The sequence below is a fragment of the Rhizobium sp. BIGb0125 genome (assembly GCF_024810055.1).
GTDB lineage: Bacteria > Pseudomonadota > Alphaproteobacteria > Rhizobiales > Rhizobiaceae > Agrobacterium.
This window is the reverse complement of sequence record NZ_JANUDV010000013.1, coordinates 69,541-91,367: the sequence shown is the minus strand read 5'-3', so window position 1 is coordinate 91,367 and position 21,827 is coordinate 69,541. Positions and strand designations below refer to the sequence as shown.

The following is a 21,827-nucleotide window of genomic DNA, read 5'->3' as shown; positions in this document are numbered from 1 at the left end:
TGCCGCATTGCGGAGAAGATCAGAGCTATCTTCAGCTTGTGATGCTGCACATACGTTGCTTCTTCCATTACCTCGCACATCAGGATTATATCCTGTGTGGGATCAGCACCATCGAGGCTCGACATTTCCAGCGTAAGCTGATCACCGAGTATGAAAATCAAATTTCTGGCAGCAGTCATGATGGCATTCTCTGCTAAAAGACATTCGCTCTTATTACGCATTGAAAGGTCTGATGGATCGCTGGAAGATATTTACACAAGCAACGGGCCTTTAGGGGACAGGGCACGACTTATCGTCTCATCCGCGATGTCTTGCCCACCACTGGCTCTATGCGTAAATCAAAGATTGCTCAACGTTAGGTGATTGTGGCAAAGCCACCTAAGTCGTTCACCCGAGTTCTCATTATGTATCTCGCCGCCACGTTCATCGACGGCGAAAAAATGGCAGCGATCATTGGTGAGGTGGGGGATGCCTCCTCGTGAGCGCCTCGAGATTTTTCTAAGGAAAATGGCGTATCAGAAGGCTGGTATGGGGTATGCTCGTGGGCGATCCCGAAACGACAAGTAAATCCCTGAAATTGGCATCTCCTTGCCAACTTCGCCACGGATCAAACCCTTAAAGGGCACCACCCATCGTCGTTCAGGCGGGAAGACAACTCTCAAAATGGTCGTCCACCTGATGACGACCGCTTCTGCGCAAAGCGGCAGCGGGCTGGTCCTCATTGACCACTCATCAGGAGGTCATAAGGCTAGGTCTTATCAGATCCGCGGTGCAGCAAGGATGCTGTCTTTTTGTATATCCCATCGACATATACATTCTTGGTGAGTAGACTTTGGACACGGAGGCATAAATGCGTAACAAGCGAGTTATGGAACAAGGCGCAGTTTTTCAGAGTAACCGGAGCCAAGCCATTCGAATGCCAAAGGCTTTGGCTTTGCCTGACGATGTTAAGCGCGTGGACATCGTAGTGGTAGGACGTACTCGAATTATAGCGCCCGCCGGTGAGGCTTGGGACAGTTGGTTCGAGGGACCAGAAGTCACATCCGATTTCATGCTTGAACGCGGTCAGCCTGCCATGCAGGAACGTGATACATTCTAATGCTGAAATATATGCTCGATACGACCATTTCTATTTACACCATCAAGAACAGGCCGCAGCGGGTGCGAGACGCGTTCAATCGCCACTCCGGGCAGCTGTGTATAAGTTCGGTTAGCTTGATGGAGTTGATCTACGGGGCGGAAAAGTCTGCGAATCCAGAGAGAAATTTGACTGCCGTAGGAGGTTTCGCAGCACGGCTGGAGGTGTTGCATTATGATGAGGTCGCGGCTAGCCACACTGGTCAATTGCGAGCTGAACTGGCTAGAGACGGAACGCCGATCGGTCCGTATGACCAACTGATCGCGGGGCACGCACGTTCTCGCGGACTAATCGTCGTGACTAATAACCGGCGCGAGTTCGATCGTGTGTCTGGTTTGCGGATCGAGGATTGGACTGTTTAATGCCGTGTTCGTGCTTGATGTTCGGTTAAATAACCGTGCGAGCTGGCCGATTATTTGCGTAAATGAGCAGAACCTAGGCTCAAGTGCCTTCTGACCAGTCTTGCCGCCAACCGATCGTTCTAGACGGGCCTACCGGTCGAAGTCGACGACGGCGGAGTTGCGGCAGTGAGCGCGGGCGGTGGTACTACCGAGACAACCTTTACGACACTGGGCGTGAACCTCAGCTCCGCTTTCGACCTAGCCGACTTGACTGCCAACGCGCATGGCAGACTGGGGTGGCGTCATGCTTTTGGTGACACTACACCGTATCTACCCAGCGCTTCTCGGGTTCCGATGCCTTCAAAGTTGTAGGTGTTCCGATCGTCAAAGATACAATACTGATTGAAGCAGGCTTCGACGTGGACCTCAGCACGGCCGCCACGTTCGTCATCTCCTATCAGGGCGAGTTTGGCAACGGAGTTGTAAACAACGGCATAAGAGCGGATCTCAGTGTAAGGTTTTGATCAGTGGCTGCGGTTTCTTCGTTGCCCGGCCCCGCAGCTATTCTGTCCCTTCGATTTGTGAACGGAGACCCAGACAACTTGGTCAAACACTCTTTCGGAAAGCACTGAACCAGTAACCTCCAAACCGAGTTTCGAAAGCAACGCCGTGTTGACTTGTCGGCCGTTAGCGTCGCCTATGGAGGGAGCGATCACCGTCACGTTACGATCCTGGTGTTGGATTGGTACCAGCCCAACCATCGAACAGCACGGGCGAACGAATAAGCCAATTATGTCCCGACCGTTAGCCGGCAATTGGATTGTACGCTATCGTACATCCGATACTATTGTAATTGATTGGCAAATCTGATCATTTCCCCCCTCCCACCTCTCAGTCTCTCAATTCGGCCTGGCTGAATAAAATCGAGAGGGCTTTAAGTGGTCCTACTTTCTAACACGCGATGAGATTTCACATGGATCGACGCCGTACGACGCAGACGAAGTTTAGACTTGGATTTGAGCCTGCAGTCGCTGTTGGAATTGTTTGCGTGTTCGCATTCTTTGTGGTGAGCGGGATCGTGTCCTACAGAAACCTGCAAGCCTTGCGCGAAGGAAACGAACGCGTTGTCCAGACCCATGTCGCAATCGTCGCACTGGATGAATTGCTCTCGAAGGTGCAGGACGCAGAAACCGGTCAGCGGGGATTTTTGCTTACAAACAATGAATCATACCTCGCGCCATACAACCTTGCTGTTGAGACTATTCCAGCGCAACTGGACCGGGTCGGATTTCTGACCGGAATCAATCCAGGTCAGGATCGACGCCTCGCCACTTTGCGCCAGCGCGTCGATGGAAAGCTCGCCGAACTTGCAGACACCATCGCAGTCCGTCGTAGCGCTGGTCTGGAAGCTGCGCTTGCTGCTGTCAACTCTGACAGGGGCAAGACGGAAATGGATGCAATTCGAGCGCAGATATCAGCGATGGCCGGCGGTGAATCCGATGTGCGTCTGCAACGATTGAACGAGATGAATTCCGCGCAGAGAACGGCATTCGTCAGCACTGTTATGTCCGCCGCTCTGGGGCTGCTATTGACTGTTTCGATCGCATTTCTCGTTCGTCGCAGTACATTGGCACGACGGCGTGACGAATGGCTTCAAATAGGGGAGGTCCAGCTTGCGTCGGCCATGATGGGGGATCAGCCAGTTGATCGTCTCGGAACGAGCATCCTGGACTTCATGGCTCACTACACCAGCGCTGTCGCCGGCGTCGTATATATCGGAAAAAACGGCAGATTTGAGCGAGCAGCGCGCTACGGCGTGCCGACGGGCGCGAACGTTCCGGAGACGTTTGATACTGGCGAGGGCCTGCTTGGCCAGGCTGTATCCGAACGCCGCAAGATTGTGGTCGATGACGTGCCTGATGGCTACCTAGAATTTGGCTCCGGATTGGGCACCGGAAAACCAAGACACCTTATCATACTCCCCGGTGAAGTCGACGGTACCGTAACGACAGTCGTGGAACTTGGCTTCCTTCAGGACGTCTCTGATGACGTAACCAAATTGCTGGCGCGGGCCGCGGAAGCCATGGCGACAGCGGTGCGTGCAGCCATCTACCGTAGCGAGCTCCAAGATCTGCTTGAGGAAACCCAGCGTCAGTCAGAGGAACTACAAACCCAAAGCGAGGAATTGCGTGTTTCCAACGAAGAGCTGGAAGAGCAAAGCCGCGCCCTTAAGGAGTCACAGGCACGGCTTGAGCAGCAGCAGGTGGAACTGGAACAGACAAACTCACAGCTCGAAGAACAGGCGCAGCAGCTGGAGGGTCAACGCGATGATCTCGAACAGGCAAACGCCGCAGTAAGCTTGAAAGCACGGGAACTGGAACAAGCGAGCCGTTACAAGTCGGACTTCCTCGCCAACATGTCTCACGAGTTGCGTACCCCGCTCAACTCCTCTCTGATACTTGCAAAGCTGCTTGCTGATAACCCGCATGACAACCTGACCGATGACCAGGTGAAATATGCGAAAACGATCCAGTCTTCGGGCAAGGACCTGCTTAATCTTATCAATGACATCCTTGATTTATCGAAAATTGAGGCTGGCCATGTCGAGATTAGACCTGAGACTGTCACTATCGAGCGACTGACAAACAACCTGCGTCAACTTTTCCAGCCGCTGGCGGGCGAGAAAAAGCTCGGTTTCCTTATCAATGTGGCTCCCGATCTCCCCCAGACTATCGAGACCGACCTGCAGAGGCTGGAACAGGTCCTCAAAAACCTCCTCTCGAACGCGATCAAGTTTACCGAGAAGGGGCAGGTCAAACTCGATGTTTCCGAAAATGTTGACGGTGGTATCGCATTTTCTGTCTCCGACACTGGCATCGGAATAGCCCCAGAAAACCAGCAAACCGTCTTTGACGCTTTTCAACAGGCTGATGGCACGATCAGTCGTAAATTTGGCGGAACCGGCCTCGGCCTGTCGATTTCACGTCAGCTTGTACGGCTTCTTGGCGGGGTAATTCAGCTTGAAAGTCAGTTGGGGCAGGGTAGCACATTCACATTTTCATTACCTGAGCACTACGACCCCAATATCGTTCTGCCACGGGAGAAAGTTGAGCAGGGCAGTCCGGCAACGCAGAGTATGCAAGCGCCCGCAGCGGCACCACCGCCCCATCGCAAAGTTGAAGACGATCGCGAGCGGCTGACGGACGACAAGCGCATTCTCCTCGTTATCGAAGACGACGAGACCTTCGCGGGGATCTTGAGGGATCTGTCTCGTGAGCTGGGCTTTCAGTCTATCGTAGCTGGCTCGGCCGAGGAGGCGTTGCAACTAGCCAAGGAATTTATGCCGAGTGCAGTTGTTCTCGACGTTGGTTTGCCAGACCAGTCGGGCCTGGCGGTACTTGATCAACTCAAGAACGATGTCCAAACCCGACACATTCCTGTCCACGTCGTCTCGGGTAGCGATCATACCGAAACAGCATATGCACTTGGAGCGATTGGCTACCTCATAAAACCTGTCAGTCGTGACCAGCTCGTAGGAGTTTTGCAAAAATTTGAGACCCGCCTGTCGCAAAGTGTCCACCGCGTTCTTATCGTTGAGGACGATGCGGTGCAGCGCGACGCAGTTGCCGAGTTGCTGAAAACTTTGAATGTCCAAACAGTGACGGCAAGCACTGTGGCTGAATGTCTTGATCTTCTAAGCCAAGGCACGTTCGATTGCATGGTCCTTGACCTGTCCCTGCCGGATGCGTCGGGATACACTCTCCTTGAAACATTGAGCAGAGAGGATAGCTACGCTTTCCCTCCTGTCATCGTCTACACGGGCCGGGAATTGTCGACTGACGACGAGCAGAACCTGCGGCGTTACTCAAAATCAATCATCATCAAAGGCGCCAAATCGCCTGAACGGCTGCTCGATGAGGTTAGCCTGTTCCTTCATCAGGTGATTTCAGAGTTGCCGGATGAGCAACAGAAAATGATCCGTAAGGCTCGCAACAGAGATGCCGTCCTGGAGGGGCGACGGATCCTCATTGTCGAAGACGATATACGCAATGTCTACGCGCTCACAAATATACTTGAGCCGCGCGGAGCAATTGTTGATATCGCACGCAATGGCAGCGAAGCTCTGGAGGTACTTGCGAAAATATCCAACGGTGACGGTGCACCCATAGATCTGGTGTTGATGGATGTCATGATGCCGATTATGGACGGACTAACCGCAACGCGTCACATTCGCGAAAATCCTAGCTGGAAGAAGCTACCAATCATTACATTGACAGCGAAAGCGATGCCTGACGATCAGCAACGCTGTATTGAAGCCGGTGCCAATGATTATATGGCCAAGCCGCTGGATGTAGACAGACTGTTATCGCTGGTGCGCGTCTGGATGCCGAAATGATTGACACACCCGCGCAGGACAAGGTCGAGGATATCGAGATCCGTCTTCTGCTGGAGGCGTTGTATCTCAAATACCACTATGACTTTCGCAACTACGCAATGGCATCGATCAAACGCCGCCTCAAACAGGCGCGCGAGCAGCTCGGATTTTCGACGTTCTCGTCATTGCAGGAGAGTTTGCTTTATAATCCTGATATGTTGCCGCGACTGTTGCGCTACCTCACGGTACAGGTCAGTGAGATGTTCCGTGATCCGACCTACTTCAAGGCGATACGGGAACACGTTGTTCCGCACCTGAGAACCTACCCGACTCTGAAGGTCTGGGTGGCTGGATGTAGTGAAGGTGAAGAGCTTTATTCTCTTGTCATCCTGTTTCGGGAAGAGGGGCTTGAGGAGCGGACAATTTTTTACGCCACGGACATTAATCAGGACGCACTCAGTGCTGCGGAATCCGGCATTTATCCTGTCGACCGAATTCGTTTATTCACTGAGAACCATCGCCTTTCCGGCGGCAAAACAAGCCTGTCAAACTACTATCAGGCAGCCTACGGCAATGCCTCTTTTGACAAGTCCCTTCGCCGCAACGTCGTGTTCTCCGACCATAGTCTGGTGACCGATGCGGTCTTTGGTGAAATGCATCTGGTCTCCTGTCGAAACGTCATGATCTATTTCGACAAAAAGCTCCAAAACCGTGCCTTGGGTCTATTTAACGATTCACTCGCCCGCAAGGGATTTCTTGGCCTTGGCTCGAAAGAGTCGCTGCGGTTTTCCGATTACGGCAGTGCGTTTTCAGACTTTGATCGCAGCGAGAAAATCTACCAGAAGGTGGGAGAATGATCTCTGATCGCATCGATGCCATCGTGATCGGCACATCTGCGGGTGCGGTGGAAGCGCTTTCAATGTTGCTGCCTCATCTGCCCGGCGATCTGCCTGTTCCGGTCATCGTCGTGGTCCATGTGCCACCTGACAAACGTAGTATCATGGCAAGCCTCATGGCGTCGAAATGCGCGTTGCGTGTGAAAGAGGCGGAGGACAAGGAACCGCTGGTTCCTTCCACGATCTATTTCGCGGTGCCAGATTATCACCTCCTTGCAGAAGTTGATAAAACTCTCGCACTGTCAAATGATGAGCCTGTATCGTTCTCTCGCCCATCAATTGATGTGCTTTTTGAAAGTTCTGCGGATGCTTTCGGAGCGAGATTGGTTGCGATTGTACTGACCGGTGCCAATCATGATGGCGCCGCTGGCGCACGCGCCATCATCGACGTCGGCGGCACAGTTCTCGTACAAGATCCACAAACAGCTTTCGCATCCACAATGCCTCAGGAAGCAATCAAGGCCTGTGGGACAGCAAAGGTGCTGTCGATTGCCAGCATCTTAAAATATCTGGAGGAACTCTGAATATGGCACCGGTTCCTTTCCTTCTGGTTGATGATCTTGAAGAAAATCTGTTGTCGCTTGAAGCACTTCTTCAAAGCGAAGATCGCTTGATCCTTAAGGCGAGATCAGGGGATGAGGCGCTTGAAATTCTCCTAGAGCACGATGTGGCGCTGGCTCTCGTCGACGTACAGATGCCAGGTCTGAATGGTTTCGAGCTTGCTGAACTTATGCGAGGCAATGAACGAACCAGGCGCATACCAATCATTTTTGTCACTGCCGGGACCGGCGATGGCAGACGCTTCACAGGGTACGAGGCAGGTGCGGTCGATTTCATTGAAAAACCGATCGAGCCGGATGTCATCCGTAGCAAGGTTGGCGTTTTCTTTGAGCTCTACCGCCAAAGGCAGCAACTGGCCGAACAGCGTGACGCGTTGGCTTGCCAGGCGGATGCACTGAAAGAGGCCGCGCGGCATAAGGATCTGTTGCTGCACGAAATCAATCATCGCATCAAAAACCTTTTCAGCCTTGCAGCTGGACTGATCTCGATCAGTGCACGCCCAGCGACATCGGTGGAGGAACTGGAAACTGATCTCAAATCGCGCATGGGGGCATTGGCGCGCGCCCACGATCTGACACTCCCCGATTTGAGTGGTTCGGCGGATCCTGCGAGCGCAACGACTACCGTATCCGCGTTGCTGAAGGCAATCGTTGCACCACATGAGCACTCCCTCGGTCCCTCGGTCGACATTCTTGGGACGGACGCGCCACTCAAAGGCGGTGCTCTGACGTCGCTGGCCCTTTTGCTTCACGAACTTACGACTAACGCCGCCAAATATGGCGCCCTGTCCAATACCTCCGGCAGTTTGGTGATCAGTGTGTCTATTGACGATGAGACTTTGACGTTAAGCTGGGAAGAGCATGTCGAGCACCGGGTCGATATTAATCCTCAGCGCCAGGGGTTCGGCACCAAGCTCGAAAAAGCAGCGCTTTCGGGCCTCGCAGGCTCTATCAACCGCGTCTGGAGACCAGATGGACTGTCCCTAACCGTTGAGATGCCGGTCGAAAAGCTGCTCGCCTGAATTGCCGCGGAGGCGATATATGTCCCCATACTTACACGCTCGAAAGCGCACGTGGATCTGCGGCGAATTCCGACCCGACGCTATGATTTTCTTTTCTGAAGGGATTGTCTGGTCAATTGTCGCCAGTACCTAGCGCTCCCGATGGCGCTGGTCAGCCTAAAGACGAGATATCTAGGATCTGCCCGGGTTACTACGGTGACCCGCGCTGCATTCGATCAGCATTCCGAGACTGTCGAATTCACAAGCACATTCAGGATAAGGACGCCGCAATCCGGCGATTTTCAAGGCTTGATATCCAACTGAAAAAGTGTGGTCTCCAGATCGCCTTCAGAGATCGGTTTTGAAAGATAGATCGCCTCATCAGGTAGAGTTCCCTGCGATGGGCTGTAACGGCCGGAGATAACGACGATCTTGCAATTCGGTCGTTCCTCTTTCACACGATGGGCCAAGCTTATACCGTTGATCGTGCCCGGCATATCAATATCGGTCAGAAGTGCACAAATAGTCGGCTCCCGTTCCAAAACGTCAAGGGCCTGATCAGCGTTGGCGGCTTCAAGTACTTGATAGCCAGCGTCAACCAGCATGTCGACGATGTCCATTCTTATCAATCCGTCGTCTTCTACGACAAGTAAAGGCTTTGACTTCATTCAATGCTCTTTCTGAAATGTTTCAAGGTCGGCTGTGATAAAGCAACGAATGCCTTCATGATGATATTCAACCTTGACATGGCTGTCGGCAGTACCATTCAGCCCGGCTGAGATAAGACGCATGCCGGAACCATTCGTCGCTGGCGCCACAACGGCCGGTCCTCCGCTCTCAATCCATTCCAGTTCAAAGAGATTCCGCTGAACACCTCCGACACGCCATCTGAGATCGATCCGTCCGCTGGCCACAGACAGGGCGCCGTATTTCACGGCATTGGTGGCCAGTTCGTGTAATATCAGTGACAGCGAAAGCGATGGCCGCGAGCCAATCCGAAGGTCTGGGCCAGATGCTGCGAAGCGAGGGTTGGCGAGGTCGTCGTGCAGGGCAGTCATCTGACCAACCAACTGCCTGACAGTGGAGGAACCACGTCCGCCTTCGAGGATAGTGTCGTGAGCGTCGCTCAATACTGAAATCCGGTCCGACAGCCTCTTTCTCGCTGTGGCGATATCAGGTGCGGTCCTCAGCGTCTGGGACGCGATTGCCTGAACCATCGCAAGCTGGTTTTTCAGTCGATGACCCAGCTCATGTGAAAGAAGGGTCTGACGCTCCTCCTCAGCGCGGAGCTGTGTCACGTCTTGTGCCTGCACCAGAATTCCGGTTACCGAGCCATCTTCGCTCCGCATCGGTTGGTAGACCAAGTCAATCAGACGGGTTTGCATCTCTCCCTCAGGACCGCGATTGAGTTCAACGGAGAGGTTTTTTGCAATAAAGGGCTCTCCGGTAGAGTAAACATTGTCGAGTATTTTGATAAACCCCTGCCGGACAACCTCGCTGACCGCCTCTGCCACCGTCTTGCCAATGATTTCGCGTCCAACGCCGATCATCGCGTAGTATTGCTCGTTGGCGTAATCGAATGTGTGATCAGGGCCGACAAGCATGGCGATACCGCCAGGATTTAGCTCAAATACCTGCATGAAACGTTCACGCTGCGTACGTTCCTTTCGCGCCATTGCGACCTGCGCTGTGATTTCGCTGCAGGCACAGAACATACCTAATACTGTTCCCCACGGATCTCGCACAGGCGTGTAGCTGAAGGCAAAGTGAGTTTCTTCAGGATAGCCGTTGCGATGCATCGTAAATTGAATATCGTCCATGGCAGTGCCATGCCCATTGTACGCGGCGGTGATAATTGGTTCCACCTGATCCCATATATCGTGCCACAAATCATGGAATGGCTTGCCGAACGCATGTGGATGGCGGTTGCCACACATGGCCGCGTAGCCGTCGTTATAGAGTGTTATCTGAGATGGACCCCAAACCATTAGCATTGGCTGGAGCGAACCTAGCATGACATTTGTCAGAGTCTTCAGTTCGACGCCCCACCCGTCCATAGGGCCAAGGGGTGTCGAGGACCAGTCGAGGTCGCGGAAGAGACGTCCGCAATCCGGGTTCGTTGCAGTCATGCGTTTTCCTGAAGTTGTGCCCTATCCAACAGCGCGTGAACGCACTGGATTAATATAAGTTCCGCCAAAATGTAAAGGCCGTGTAACTCCAGGAATCCAGCATAAGCTTGCGTTGACAATTCAGTGTTTTCCCTTGAACGAGCAGGCACTGGAACGGGCGAACAAAGCTCTTTCATATTGTCGATCTGATCCCACAAGCTCCTGCTTTCGTCGAACTATGCTGCACTCTAAGTCGCAACAGCGTAGCCCGACCTCACTTAGCGCTTTCAAACGTCTGTCGAAGTTGTTCGACATGCTCCTTGCAGAGCGTTTCGATCAGGGTATGAAGTTCAGCCGTCCGTTCCTGAAGCCACGCAAGTGCCTCTTCGCTGATCTCGAACTGTTTCGAATAGCGCGCTTCGACGTAGGCTTCGTTTAGAATGTTGTACCATGCGGTAAAGCGCTGGTGGTCACGCGGCCAGATGTCGACCAGCTGCCGGTCACGATACTCGGAAAGACCACGCAGGAATTTCAGATTGTGCGAGGGTGGGGAGTAGTTGGTCAGCGTCAGCAGGTAGCAGGAGTAGGCAGATTCGACTGCTTGGTGGAGTTCGAAAATTGCGTGTTTTAGCCGCTTTTTTTTGTGCCAGATATCTCGACGTGTCGAGAAACGAGCCTGCTGCAGCAATTCCCTCGTTAAAATGCCCTTCCGCCACCCTAAGCGTATCGGCAGGGCTGAGCGGCTTTGGTTCGGCCAGCGGTCGGTCATCGAACTCGTAAAGGACAATGCCCTCACGGGCGTAAGCGACAACGCAATGCTGAGCATTGAGAAGAGCTCAATTCATGATGTGTTCGTGAGGTTGAATCGAAACGATCCCGTCGCCGTTGATATCTGCGGTTCATCTCTGCGGAAGCACGGCCAAACTGTGCTGGACGTAACGTTCATTGACCTCGGCTGGAGGCGACCGGCCAAGAGCGGTTTATGGTTTGTCCAATCCGCCCGTGCCACTGCGTCGATGCTCAACAACCAACGGATGTCAACTTGACGTGCCTTGGAAATTCGCCAAAGCCGCTCTTTGCGCCGCCCGCGAACATTCACGGGACGGCTACTAATCACGGAGCGACGTCGCGTCCGCGCCGAAGCTGGGCATGGTTGGCGCAAATGCTTCGATGGTCACCGCAACTGGGTCTGGATTGATCGGGAACACTACAGGCCGTTAAAAGTCAGGTGGAGCGAGGTTGGTTAAAGTCGATGCCGATGATGTAGGCGACTGCGGTGTTGTCGGCACTAAAATGTACGGTGTCATCGAAACCTATATCGACGAGAGCATCAAGCGCGTCGGCTTGCAATGCTTGGTCTTCGACAGTGAACTGGGAGGGCTCTGTAAAAACGATGATTGAAACATCGTGCTTGCCCGTGACCGTTTTGACGTCCGCCAAATCCACACGTTCCATCACATGTGTCGCATGGCCGCGTAGCGTCATGATATTGAGGTCGGTCGTTTCACCACCTTCATTGATCGCATCAACGGTCGCCTCTCCCGGAAAGGGGAAAGGTGTGCCGAGCGCTTCCAGTTCGGCACCTTCATGACCATCGATAACCAGTCTCACCGTGTTGCCTTTCAGCGCGACGATGGACCGGTCGATACCTGGAAATACCGAGAATGGACCTGAACCCTTGATCCTGGCGAGACTGACCCGCCACAGGAATTGCGCGCCATCCACAGTCGATGGTTCCAGCGCCACCTCATGGGTGACGCTGAGACCATTTTTCCATGGCATTGCCTTATGTTCACTGGCGCGCAAAAGTCTCATCGTGCTGCCTCAGTTACCAAGGATACCGGGCAGGCGAAGGCCCTTTTCCTTGGCGCAATCCAGCGCGATGTCATAACCGGCATCGGCATGGCGCATGACGCCGGTTGCCGGGTCGTTCCACAGCACGCGCTCAAGGCGTTTGGCTGCGTCATCAGAACCATCAGCGCAGATCACAACGCCGGAGTGCTGCGAAAAGCCCATGCCAACGCCACCGCCGTGGTGCAAGGAAACCCAAGTTGCACCGGAGGCCGTGTTGAGAAGGGCATTGAGCAGTGGCCAGTCAGACACGGCGTCCGAACCATCCTTCATCGCTTCGGTTTCGCGGTTTGGAGACGCGACCGAGCCGCTGTCGAGATGGTCGCGGCCGATGACGACAGGCGCCTTCAGTTCACCGTTCTTGACCATTTCGTTGAAGGCGAGAGCGAGGCGATGACGATCACCCAAACCAACCCAGCAAATACGCGCCGGCAGGCCCTGGAAGGCAATGCGTTCGCGTGCCATGTCTAGCCAGTTGTGCAGGTGTTTGTTGTCTGGCAGCAGTTCCTTGACCTTGGCATCCGTCTTGTAAATGTCTTCAGGATCACCTGAAAGCGCTGCCCAACGGAAGGGGCCAATGCCACGGCAAAACAGCGGACGAATATAGGCCGGGACGAAGCCCGGGAAGGCAAAAGCGTTTTCGAGACCTTCCTCCTTGGCCATCTGGCGAATATTGTTACCGTAGTCGAGTGTCGGAACGCCCATGTTCCAGAAATCCACCATGGCCTGAACCTGAACCTTCATTGAAGCACGGGCGGCGGCTTCCACAGCCTTCGGGTCGCTTTCCTGCTTTTCGCGCCATTCGGCGATGGTCCAACCGGATGGCAGATAGCCATGAATCGGGTCATGTGCCGAGGTCTGGTCCGTGACGATATCGGGGCGAATGCCGCGCTTCACGAGTTCCGGGAAGATATCAGCGGCATTGCCAACCAGACCGACGGACATTGCTTCACCCGCCTTGGTCCACTGGTCTATCAGGGCCAGTGCTTCGTCCAGCGTGTGCGCTTTTTCGTCGACATAGCGGGTACGCAGGCGGAAATCGATACGGGTTTCATCGCATTCGACGGCAAGGCAGCATGCGCCTGCCATAACGGCCGCGAGAGGCTGAGCACCTCCCATGCCGCCAAGACCGCCGGTCAGGATCCATTTGCCGGTCAGGTTGCCGTTAAAGTGCTGACGACCCGCTTCAACAAAGGTTTCGTAGGTTCCCTGAACAATACCCTGCGTGCCGATGTAAATCCACGAACCGGCAGTCATCTGGCCGTACATGGCCAGACCCTTGCGGTCGAGTTCGTTGAAATGTTCCCAGGTTGCCCAATGCGGAACGAGGTTGGAATTGGCAATCAAGACACGTGGCGCATCCTTGTGGGTGCGGAAAACACCCACCGGCTTGCCAGACTGTACCATCAGGGTTTCGTCTTCGTTGAGGTCTTTTAATGTGGCGACGATACGGTCGAAATCTTCCCAGGTGCGGGCTGCACGGCCAATGCCGCCGTAGACGACCAGCTCATGCGGACGCTCTGCAACATCGGGATCCAAGTTGTTCATCAGCATGCGCAGAGGTGCTTCTGTCATCCAGCTTTTGGCGTTCAGCTCAGTACCCTGCGGGGCGCGGATTTCGCGTTCGTTATGGCGTGGGTTTGTCATGCTTTATCCCCTTATCGTTTGCTGGCGAGCGCAAATTGCTCCATGCGCGTCAGAATGGTTTTGAGATGTGTGCGAAGCTGTCCGGCCTTGTTGTCGTCATAGGCAAAGGGCGGTGCTTCCGTGATGAGGTGGGTGGACTGCGCCAGTTCCATTTGAATGGCGTGTACTCCGGTCTGTGGCTGGCCGTAATGACGGGTTGTCCAACCGCCCTTGAAACGACCATTCAGGATGCTGGTGTAACCTTCGGCGGCTCCGGTCACCTCAACTGCAATTCTCTCAATGGCTGGATCACAAGTTTTGCCGATGTCAGAGCCGATGTTGAAGTCCGGCAGCTTACCCTCGAATAGAAACGGAATATGCGAGCGGATGGAGTGGCAGTCATAGAGAATGGCGATGCCGTGAATGGATTTTACCCGCTCGATTTCTGCAGCAAGCGCAGCATGATAGGGTGCGTGGAATGTCTGCAACCGGTGGGCAATATCGGCTTGCGTTGGTTCACATCCATCCTTCCAGATCGGCTGACCGTCAAAATCTGTGTCCGGAACAAGCCCGGTGGTATTCTGGCCGGGGTAAAGGCTGGTGCCGGAGGGATCACGGTTTGCATCGATGACATAACGATGGAAGGTAGCGCGCACTGACGTCGCATCCTCCAGCAGATCGGCGTAGAGGGCATGAATATGCCAATCGGTATCAGCCAGGATCTTGCCGTTGTCATTCAGGCGGTCATGGATATCTGCCGGAACTTCGGTGCCGGTGTGTGGCAGACCGAGAATGATCGGTGAGGTACCCTGGCTAAGCTCGAAAACCGGCATGTTTACGCCTCCAGCTTCGGCAGAATGCCGTCGGAAATTGCGGCGACCAATGCACCGGATGCGACGAGGTCAGAGGCGTGTTTGAGATCCGGCGCCATGTAACGATCATCCTCCAGAGAAGGGATGATTGCGCGAAGCACTGCGATTGCCTTTTGCAGTTCCGGGCTGGTTTTTAGCGGACCGCGAAGCTCGACGCCCTGCACAGCTGAAAGCGCTTCAATGCCGAGAATGGAGAAGAGATTGTCGGTCATGGGCAGAAGACGGCGCGCACCATGGCATGCCATGGAAACATGGTCTTCCTGATTGGCAGAGGTCGGTGTGGAATCCACCGATGCCGGATGCGACATCTGTTTGTTTTCGCTCATCAGTGCTGCCGAGGTCACTTCCGCAATCATCAGGCCGGAGTTCAATCCGGGCTTTTTGGACAGGAAGGCGGGCAGGCCATAGGAAAGGGCCGGGTCTACCAGCAACGCGATGCGGCGCTGGGCAATGGCACCGATTTCGCAGATCGCAAGGGCCGTCTGATCGGCTGCGAAGGCAACCGGTTCTGCGTGGAAGTTACCGCCGGACACCACCGAATTGTCAGAGAGAACCAGCGGATTGTCGGTTACCGCATTGGCTTCGATTTCCAGTGTGCGGGCAACCTGTCGCAACAGGTCAAGGCACGCACCATCGACCTGCGGCTGGCAACGAATGCAATAGGGGTCCTGTACGCGTTCGTCGCCTTCGATGTGGCTGACGCGGATTTCTGAGCCTTCGAGCAGTTGACGCAGGGCTGCACCGGCATCGATTTGGCCCTTGTGGCCGCGCAAGGTGTGAATATCGGGGTGGAAAGGCGCGGACGATCCCATTGCCGCGTCCGTCGACAATGCACCAGTGAGAAGCGCTACTTGTGCGGCGCGGTGAGCACGGAACAGGCCAGCCAGCGCGAGCGCTGTGGAGGTCTGTGTGCCATTGATCAGTGCCAGGCCTTCTTTCGCGGCGAGTACGACAGGTGCCAGACCTGCCTTTGACAAAGCCTGAGCAGCGGGAAGTGCATTGCCTTCATAGAAAGCTTCGCCTTCGCCCATCATTACGGCTGCCATATGCGCAAGAGGTGCCAGATCGCCGGACGCTCCGACCGAACCCTTCTCGGGAATGACCGGAATAACACCTTTCTCCAACATGCCTTCGATCAGGCGGACCAGGTTCAGCCTTACACCGGATGCACCACGGCCGAGCGAAATCAATTTCAGCGCCATGATAAGGCGAACAACATTTTCCGGCAGTGGAGCGCCCACGCCGCAGCAATGCGACAGGATCAGATTGCGCTGCAGGGTCGCGACATCGGCGGCATCGATCTTGATTGAGGCCAATTTTCCGAAGCCGGTGTTGATGCCATACACTGGAGCATTGCCAGCTGCGATTTCGGCGATCCGGTTTGCCGCTTTTTCGATGGCTGCATCAAAGCTGCGGTCGAGGACAACATTTTCATTCTGCCAGTAAATTCGGGCAAGATCGGCAAGCGGCACTGAGCCGGGATGAAGTGTAATGGTCATGAATGACCTCCCATAAATGAAGGCGAGAGAGCGCTGACATCGCCGGCGAATATGCGGGCATGCAGCGGATTGAACCCTATCCGGTAAACCAGTTCTGCGGGTTCGTTGATGTTCCAGATAGCAAGATCCGCGCGTTTGCCGGCCTCGATGGTGCCGATCTCGGCAAGGCGGCCAAGTGCGCGTGCAGCTTCGCGGGTAATGCCGGCAATACACTCATCCACTGTCATGCCAAACAATGTGGCCGCCATGTTCATGGTCAACAGCAACGAGGTCAGCGGAGAGGTGCCGGGATTGTTGTCGGTCGCCAGAGCCATTTTGGTGCCGTGTTTGCGGAACAGATCAACCGGCGGCTTACGGGTTTCCCTGATGAAATAAAACGCGCCCGGCAACAGGACGGCAACCGTTCCGGCCTTTGCCATGGCAGCCGCGCCTGCATCGCTTGTATATTCGAGATGGTCGGCTGAAAGCGCACCGAACTCGGCGGCAAGTGCCGCTCCTGACAGATCGGAAAGCTGGTCTGCGTGCAGCTTTACCGGCAGGCCAAGATCTAATGCGCTGTTGAAAACGATACGCATTTCCTCAGGCGAAAATGCGATGCCTTCACAAAAGCCGTCAACAGCATCCACCAGCCCTTCAGCATGGGCTTTCTGCAGAGCTGGCAGGACAACATCCTGAATGAAGTCGACGTTTCTGCCCTTGTATTCTGCCGGCGTAGCATGGGCACCGAGGAAGGTTGTGTTGACCGAGACGTCGCGGGCTTTTGCCATGTTGCGGGCGACCCGCAACATCTTCAGTTCATCTTCGACCGTCAGGCCGTAACCGGACTTGATCTCGACCGTGGTGACGCCTTCGGCCAGAAGTGTGTCCAGACGTGGCAGGCTCTGGGCAACCAAATCGTCTTCGCTTGCCGACCTTACCTGCGATACAGATGACACGATGCCGCCGCCAGCGCGGGCTATTTCTTCATAGGTTGCACCGTTCAGGCGCATCTCGAATTCGCGGGCGCGATTGCCGGCGTGCACCAGATGGGTATGGCAATCGATGAGGCCAGGCGAAATCCAGCGACCTTCACAATCGATGGTGTGTGTTCCGGCCGGAGCGCTGATCTTTTCAACGGGGGCTACCTGAAGGATAACACCGTTCTCAATCAGGATCGCACCGTTTTCAATGATGCCGAGATCGGAACGGTCGGATTGCAACGTCATCAGACGGGCATTTGTCAAAAGCGTTTTCATGGAAGTCTCTCCGGCTCAATGACCGATGTGCTGCCAATCAGCGCAGACAGGGTTGCAACATCGGTATTCAGAGGGCGGTCATCATGGTAGGCCGCGATATGCGTACGGATCAGCTCGTAAACCTGGCCGGTCTTCGCAGCCTTGGCAGCAGGCTGTGGCTGCACATCATAGGCTTGTGCTGCGGCCAGCAGTTCGATCGCCAGCACGGTTTGCAGGTTTGAAACAATCGAAAGGGCCTTGTCCGCCGCGGGTGTGGCATGGGTGAGGATATCTTCCTGCAGTGCAGAGGTAATCCCACCATCAAGACTTGCTGGCGCTGCAAGACGACGATTTTCCGCCACCAGCGCTGCGGCAGTATATTGAATGATCATGTAACCGGAGAACACGCCGCCTTCGGCCGCCAAAAAGGCAGGCAACCCGCTGACAAGCGGATTAACAAGGCGGTCGATGCGCCGCTCGGAGACCGCGGCCAGTTCGGCCGCGGCGGTTGCCAGACTGTCCATCGCCAGACCAAGTGCAGCACCCACAGCATGGGCCTGTGAATGGACCAGCGGGTTGTTGGCGCTGCCGGTCACGACTGGATTGTCGGTGACGCTTTCCAGTTCCTGATTGACGAGATCGCCAGCGTTCAGGAAAGCGTCTCTGACGGCTCCGTGGATTTGCGGCACGGCGCGCAGGCTCAACGGGTCTTGCGTACGGCTGCCAGTCGACTGCGCCAACAGTTCACTTCCAGCCAGCCAGTGACGCAGTGTTTTGCCGACCTGCTGAAGTCCTTGCGACTTGCGCAGGGCAAGCGGCTCTGCTGCAAACGGATCGGACTGGCTGCCAAGATTTTCATAGGTCATGGCGGCGCTGACATCCGCCCAGTCGAGCAGACCTTCCAGCCGCGACAAGGCAAGGCTGGCCAGACCGGTTGCGCAAGGTGTGCCGTTAACGAGGCTCAGGCCTTCTTTTGCCTGAAGTGTCAGGGGCGCAAGACCCGCCTGTTGCAGGGCCTGCGCTCCGGTGATGAGGTTTCCTTCAAAAACAGCCGTTCCTTCACCAATCAGCACCGTTCCGATCGCGGCTGCATGGGTGAGGTATCCGACAGAACCGCCCGACGGAATCACCGGCAATATGTTGGCATTCAAAAGTATCAGCAGAGCTTTGACGGTGTCTGGGTGAATGCCGGAAAAGCCGTGCGCAAAATTGGCAATCTGTGCCGCCATGATGGCACGTGTCGGCTCTTGGCCTAGTGCTGGGCCAACACCACAGGAATGGCTGAGCAGGATATTGCGTGACAATGCCTGCTGTTTGTCCCTGTCTATGATGACATCACACAATGCACCAACACCGGTGTTGATGCCGTATCCACGAATACCGCGCTCCACCAATGCATCGACAATGCTGCGTGCATCAGAAATCCGCTGCCATGCCGCTTGCGACAACTGCAGTGCGGTTCCATTGGCAATCGCACCGATGTTGCGCCAGGTCAGCGGGCCGTCGAGGATGATGGTGTCAGGCATGGGGTGTCACTCCCGCACGTCGTTGAACGAACCGTGCGACATAGTCATTGGCCGGATTGTTGAGAATCTCATGCGGCGTTCCGACCTGAACCAGCTTTCCATCCTTGAGAATGGCGATTTCCGCGCCGATGCGCAGCGCCTCATCCAGATCATGGGTAATGAAGATGATGGTCTTGGAGAGGTTCTTTTCCAGCTGCAGCAACTGATCCTGCATATCGCTGCGGATCAGCGGGTCGAGCGCAGAAAATGCCTCGTCCATCAGGATCACGTCGGTGTCTGCGGCAAGGGCTCGCGCCAGTCCGACACGTTGTTTCATGCCGCCAGACAGTTGATGCGGGAACTTGTTCTCGTAACCTGAGAGGCCAACCATCTCGATCCATTTCATGCCGATCGGATTGGCGTCTGCCTTGCTGAGGCCTCGCACGCGCTGGCCGTAGGTGACGTTCTGCAACACGGTGCGATGCGGCATCAAGCCGAAGTTCTGAAACACCATGCTGACGCGGCGTGTGCGGAATTCACGCAGGTCACGGGCGGAAAGATCCAGCACATTATTGCCGTCAAAAATGATCTCGCCGCTGGTCGGTTCGATCAGCCGGTTAATATGGCGGACAAGTGTTGATTTTCCTGAGCCGGAAAGCCCCATGATCACAAAAATCCGTCCGCCGCCGATCTTAAGGCTGATGTCGTTCAGGCCAACACTGCATCCGGTCCGCGAAAGGATTTCGGATTTTTCAACGCCTTCACGCGCAAGTGCCAATGCAGCCTTGGAGTTCGCGCCAAAAATCTTGAAAACGTTTTTGATTTCGATGTCAGTCATTGTGGCCGTCCTTTTGTCTGGATTGACCAAGGCTCTGGGTGATCCGGTCGAGCACGATGGCAAGAATGACGATACCAATGCCCGCTTCCAGACCCTTGCCGACGTCCAGTGTCTGGATGCCGTTGAGAACCTGTTCGCCAAGGCCGCGTGCACCGATCATCGAGGCGACGACAACCATGGAAAGCGCCATCATGATTGTCTGGTTCAGACCGGCCATGATGGTGGGGGTTGCCAGTGGAAGTTCCACACCGAACAGGATTTGTCGTGGGCTGCCGCCAAAGGCTGTCGCAGCCTCGACCACTTCACTGTCAACCTGACGAATGCCGAGGTCGGTGAGGCGGATCAATGGTGGAACCGCGTAAATGATGGTGGCGAGAACGGCGGGTACCTTGCCGAGACCAAACAGCATGATGGCCGGGATAAGATAAACGAAACTCGGCATGGTCTGCATGACGTCGAGAACAGGAAGGGTGATGCGCCGCATGATGCTGCTTTTGGCCAGCCAGATGCCCAAGGGCACGCCGATGGCAACCGAAATGACCGTTGAAATCAGCATCAGTGCCAGGGTCTGCATCGTCAGATCCCAGAGACCGAGAGCACCGACCACCATCAGCAATATTCCGACCATGGCGACCAGAGAAACCTTGCGGCTTGCAAACCAGGCAAGCGCCATGAAGGCAATCAGGACTGCCCACCATGGTAGACCGCGCAAAATCCATTCGAAGAACAGAATGGCTTGCAGGATGGTTTGTGAAATTGCTTTGAAAACAAAGCCGTAATTCACAACAAGGTTTTGTACGAACTCGTTTATCGGCCCGCGAATGGAAATGTGTAAGGCATCAGGAAACATCGCTTAAGCCCTCGGTATGGGAGACTGAAAAAAGGACAGGGGCAGGGAATGCGCGAGGTGGAGGCAAACGCTATTCGTTCGCCGACCCCGCACTTTCCCGTTCTGTTTAGTTGAGGGAAGCTTCGATCTTTGCCTTGGCTTCAGGTGAAACCCAACCGCCCCATACGTCTCCCTTGGTCTTCAGGAAACGTGCCGCTGCAGCCGGAGCGTCAGCCTTTTCGTCGACCATGTAGGCAAGGCTTGCATTGACTTCGTCCAGCGGGAAGGTCGCCTTTTCAAGGATGCTGACGATTTCAGGCGCTTCTTCCGCAAATGTGCTGTTGATACCGTAAGCGACTTCAACGGCCGGGAATGCGCAACCGGCTTCACGCTTGCCGCTGGCGCTGGTCAGTTCTTTCCAGCATTCTGCATTGTAGGTTGGCTCTTCCAGCTGTATGAGCTTGAACTTGCCCATGATGGCGGTCGGGTTCCAGTAGTAAAACAGGACTGGTTCGCCCTGAAGGTAAGCGGAGCTGATGCCCGCATCGAGCGCCGTGCCTGTGCCTGGGCGGAAGTTCACGTAGGTTTCACCCAGCTTGTATGCTTCAAGCTTTGCGGTGTTGACGCCTTCACATGTCCAGCCCGATGGGCAGTTCAGGAAACGACCCTTGGATGGTTCTTCCGGGTCCTTGAACAGCGCAACGATTTCTTGATTGGAAAGCTGGTCGACGCTTTTCAGATCAGGCGCCTTGGCTTCGATGCCACGGCTTGCATCGCCCTTGACGAGATATTCCGGCACGAACCAGCCTTCGGATGCGCCGACAAATGTCTTACCGATCGACTTGACCTTGCCAGCTGCAGAGGCTGCATTCCAGACGTCGGAGCGGCCAATCCACTCTTCGGCGAAAATCTGCACATCGTTGTTTGCAGTTGCCTGTTCGAGCGTCACGGAGTTGCCGGGAATGGAGTCGACCTTGCAGTCATAACCCTTTTCGAGAATGGTCTTCATCACCTCGGTAATGAACGAGCCGCTTTCCCAGTCAATGCCCGCGAAGGTAACGGTTTTGCCGTCGCCGCAATAGGATGCCTGTGCCGAACCGACAGAACCGCCAAGGATCATGGCCGCGGCTGCAATTGTATATTTCAATTTGTCATTCAACATTATGTTCCCCTT

The 21,827-nt window shown here is 55.0% G+C and carries 18 protein-coding genes and 2 pseudogenes; 7 read left to right on the top strand and 13 right to left on the bottom strand.

The genetic code is table 11. The annotated features are described in order from the left end of the window. Positions 1–179: cryptochrome/photolyase family protein (locus M2418_RS25365; protein WP_259149819.1), on the bottom strand; the 179-nt coding region annotated here is incomplete at its 3' end. A 689-nt stretch (positions 180–868) separates the two neighbouring features. Here M2418_RS25365 and M2418_RS25360 point away from each other — a divergent pair. From M2418_RS25360 to M2418_RS25335, 7 genes and pseudogenes are all read left to right on the top strand, one after another. Further along, positions 869–1,099 (top strand): antitoxin, encoded by a 231-nt coding sequence (locus tag M2418_RS25360; RefSeq protein ID WP_259149818.1) that lies wholly within the window; start codon positions 869–871, stop codon positions 1,097–1,099. After that, positions 1,099–1,500, top strand: a complete 402-nt coding sequence (gene vapC, locus M2418_RS25355) for a tRNA(fMet)-specific endonuclease VapC (protein ID WP_259149814.1) — start codon at positions 1,099–1,101, stop codon at positions 1,498–1,500. Before M2418_RS25360 ends, vapC begins: the two co-directional genes overlap by 1 nt. A 159-nt stretch (positions 1,501–1,659) precedes the next feature. Continuing rightward, a pseudogene (locus M2418_RS25855) lies at positions 1,660–1,851 on the top strand (autotransporter domain-containing protein); the annotation flags it as partial. A 589-nt stretch (positions 1,852–2,440) separates the two neighbouring features. Continuing rightward, a complete protein-coding gene (locus M2418_RS25350) occupies positions 2,441–5,875 on the top strand; it encodes a response regulator (protein ID WP_310503237.1) in 3,435 nt (1,144 codons plus the stop codon). Continuing rightward, positions 5,872–6,711: a protein-glutamate O-methyltransferase CheR gene (locus M2418_RS25345; protein WP_259149811.1), complete on the top strand. Its 840-nt coding sequence runs from the start codon at positions 5,872–5,874 to the stop codon at positions 6,709–6,711. The genes M2418_RS25350 and M2418_RS25345 overlap by 4 nt, the downstream gene beginning before the upstream one ends. Continuing rightward, positions 6,708–7,274, top strand: a complete 567-nt coding sequence (locus M2418_RS25340; protein WP_259149810.1) for a chemotaxis protein CheB — start codon at positions 6,708–6,710, stop codon at positions 7,272–7,274. Before M2418_RS25345 ends, M2418_RS25340 begins: the two co-directional genes overlap by 4 nt. Positions 7,275–7,276: 2 nt before the next feature. Next, a complete protein-coding gene (locus M2418_RS25335) occupies positions 7,277–8,332 on the top strand; it encodes a response regulator (RefSeq protein ID WP_259149809.1) in 1,056 nt (351 codons plus the stop codon). Positions 8,333–8,613: 281 nt separating this feature from the next. Here M2418_RS25335 and M2418_RS25330 read toward each other — a convergent pair whose 3' ends face one another. From M2418_RS25330 to M2418_RS25275, 12 genes and pseudogenes are all read right to left on the bottom strand, one after another. Further along, a complete protein-coding gene (locus tag M2418_RS25330; RefSeq protein ID WP_259149808.1) occupies positions 8,614–8,979 on the bottom strand; it encodes a response regulator in 366 nt (121 codons plus the stop codon). Next, on the bottom strand, positions 8,980–10,440 hold the full coding sequence (locus tag M2418_RS25325; RefSeq protein ID WP_259149806.1) for a PAS domain-containing protein: 1,461 nt from the start codon (positions 10,438–10,440) through the stop codon (positions 8,980–8,982). It abuts the gene before it with no gap. 253 nt (positions 10,441–10,693) lie between these two features. After that, positions 10,694–11,228 (bottom strand): annotated as a pseudogene (locus M2418_RS25320) (HEPN domain-containing protein); the annotation flags it as partial. Between the two features lie 415 nt (positions 11,229–11,643). Continuing rightward, a complete protein-coding gene (locus M2418_RS25315; RefSeq protein WP_259149805.1) occupies positions 11,644–12,234 on the bottom strand; it encodes a HutD family protein in 591 nt (196 codons plus the stop codon). Positions 12,235–12,243: 9 nt separating this feature from the next. After that, positions 12,244–13,917 (bottom strand): urocanate hydratase, encoded by a 1,674-nt coding sequence (hutU, locus tag M2418_RS25310; protein ID WP_259149803.1) that lies wholly within the window; start codon positions 13,915–13,917, stop codon positions 12,244–12,246. An 11-nt stretch (positions 13,918–13,928) separates the two neighbouring features. Then, complete coding sequence (hutG, locus tag M2418_RS25305; protein WP_259149802.1) at positions 13,929–14,729, bottom strand: N-formylglutamate deformylase; 801 nt, start codon at positions 14,727–14,729, stop codon at positions 13,929–13,931. Positions 14,730–14,731: 2 nt separating this feature from the next. After that, on the bottom strand, positions 14,732–16,267 hold the full coding sequence (hutH, locus tag M2418_RS25300; protein WP_259149801.1) for a histidine ammonia-lyase: 1,536 nt from the start codon (positions 16,265–16,267) through the stop codon (positions 14,732–14,734). Next, positions 16,264–17,502, bottom strand: coding sequence for an imidazolonepropionase (gene hutI / locus M2418_RS25295; RefSeq protein WP_259149800.1), 1,239 nt, complete (start codon positions 17,500–17,502; stop codon positions 16,264–16,266). Before hutI ends, hutH (M2418_RS25300) begins: the two co-directional genes overlap by 4 nt. Then, a complete protein-coding gene (gene hutH / locus M2418_RS25290; protein ID WP_259149799.1) occupies positions 17,499–19,007 on the bottom strand; it encodes a histidine ammonia-lyase in 1,509 nt (502 codons plus the stop codon). Before hutH (M2418_RS25290) ends, hutI begins: the two co-directional genes overlap by 4 nt. Next, positions 19,000–19,824: a glycine betaine/L-proline ABC transporter ATP-binding protein gene (locus M2418_RS25285; protein ID WP_259149798.1), complete on the bottom strand. Its 825-nt coding sequence runs from the start codon at positions 19,822–19,824 to the stop codon at positions 19,000–19,002. Before M2418_RS25285 ends, hutH (M2418_RS25290) begins: the two co-directional genes overlap by 8 nt. Then, the gene (locus M2418_RS25280; RefSeq protein WP_192489377.1) at positions 19,817–20,674 is read right to left on the bottom strand and encodes a proline/glycine betaine ABC transporter permease; all 858 of its coding nucleotides are present in this window, start codon (positions 20,672–20,674) and stop codon (positions 19,817–19,819) included. Before M2418_RS25280 ends, M2418_RS25285 begins: the two co-directional genes overlap by 8 nt. Positions 20,675–20,780: 106 nt before the next feature. Next, positions 20,781–21,815 carry an ABC transporter substrate-binding protein gene (locus tag M2418_RS25275; RefSeq protein WP_259149794.1) on the bottom strand — a complete coding sequence of 345 codons (1,035 nt, stop codon included), beginning with the start codon at positions 21,813–21,815 and terminating at the stop codon, positions 20,781–20,783. Between the last annotated feature and the right edge of the window lie 12 nt (positions 21,816–21,827).

Excerpts from the sequence above, each read along its gene's own strand:
- M2418_RS25285 (WP_259149798.1), bottom strand. The coding sequence starts at position 19,824 with ATGACTGACATCGAAATCAAAAACGTTTTCAAGATTTTTGGCGCGAAC.
- M2418_RS25325 (WP_259149806.1), bottom strand. The coding sequence starts at position 10,440 with ATGACTGCAACGAACCCGGATTGCGGACGTCTCTTCCGCGACCTCGAC.
- vapC (WP_259149814.1), top strand. The coding sequence starts at position 1,099 with ATGCTGAAATATATGCTCGATACGACCATTTCTATTTACACCATCAAG.
- hutH (WP_259149799.1), bottom strand. The coding sequence starts at position 19,007 with ATGCCTGACACCATCATCCTCGACGGCCCGCTGACCTGGCGCAACATC.
- M2418_RS25275 (WP_259149794.1), bottom strand. The coding sequence starts at position 21,815 with ATGTTGAATGACAAATTGAAATATACAATTGCAGCCGCGGCCATGATC.
- hutI (WP_259149800.1), bottom strand. The coding sequence starts at position 17,502 with ATGAAAACGCTTTTGACAAATGCCCGTCTGATGACGTTGCAATCCGAC.
- M2418_RS25280 (WP_192489377.1), bottom strand. The coding sequence starts at position 20,674 with ATGTTTCCTGATGCCTTACACATTTCCATTCGCGGGCCGATAAACGAG.
- M2418_RS25315 (WP_259149805.1), bottom strand. The coding sequence starts at position 12,234 with ATGAGACTTTTGCGCGCCAGTGAACATAAGGCAATGCCATGGAAAAAT.
- M2418_RS25330 (WP_259149808.1), bottom strand. The coding sequence starts at position 8,979 with ATGAAGTCAAAGCCTTTACTTGTCGTAGAAGACGACGGATTGATAAGA.
- M2418_RS25345 (WP_259149811.1), top strand. The coding sequence starts at position 5,872 with ATGATTGACACACCCGCGCAGGACAAGGTCGAGGATATCGAGATCCGT.
- M2418_RS25340 (WP_259149810.1), top strand. The coding sequence starts at position 6,708 with ATGATCTCTGATCGCATCGATGCCATCGTGATCGGCACATCTGCGGGT.
- hutU (WP_259149803.1), bottom strand. The coding sequence starts at position 13,917 with ATGACAAACCCACGCCATAACGAACGCGAAATCCGCGCCCCGCAGGGT.
- hutG (WP_259149802.1), bottom strand. The coding sequence starts at position 14,729 with ATGCCGGTTTTCGAGCTTAGCCAGGGTACCTCACCGATCATTCTCGGT.
- hutH (WP_259149801.1), bottom strand. The coding sequence starts at position 16,267 with ATGACCATTACACTTCATCCCGGCTCAGTGCCGCTTGCCGATCTTGCC.
- M2418_RS25360 (WP_259149818.1), top strand. The coding sequence starts at position 869 with ATGGAACAAGGCGCAGTTTTTCAGAGTAACCGGAGCCAAGCCATTCGA.
- M2418_RS25350 (WP_310503237.1), top strand. The coding sequence starts at position 2,441 with ATGAGATTTCACATGGATCGACGCCGTACGACGCAGACGAAGTTTAGA.
- M2418_RS25335 (WP_259149809.1), top strand. The coding sequence starts at position 7,277 with ATGGCACCGGTTCCTTTCCTTCTGGTTGATGATCTTGAAGAAAATCTG.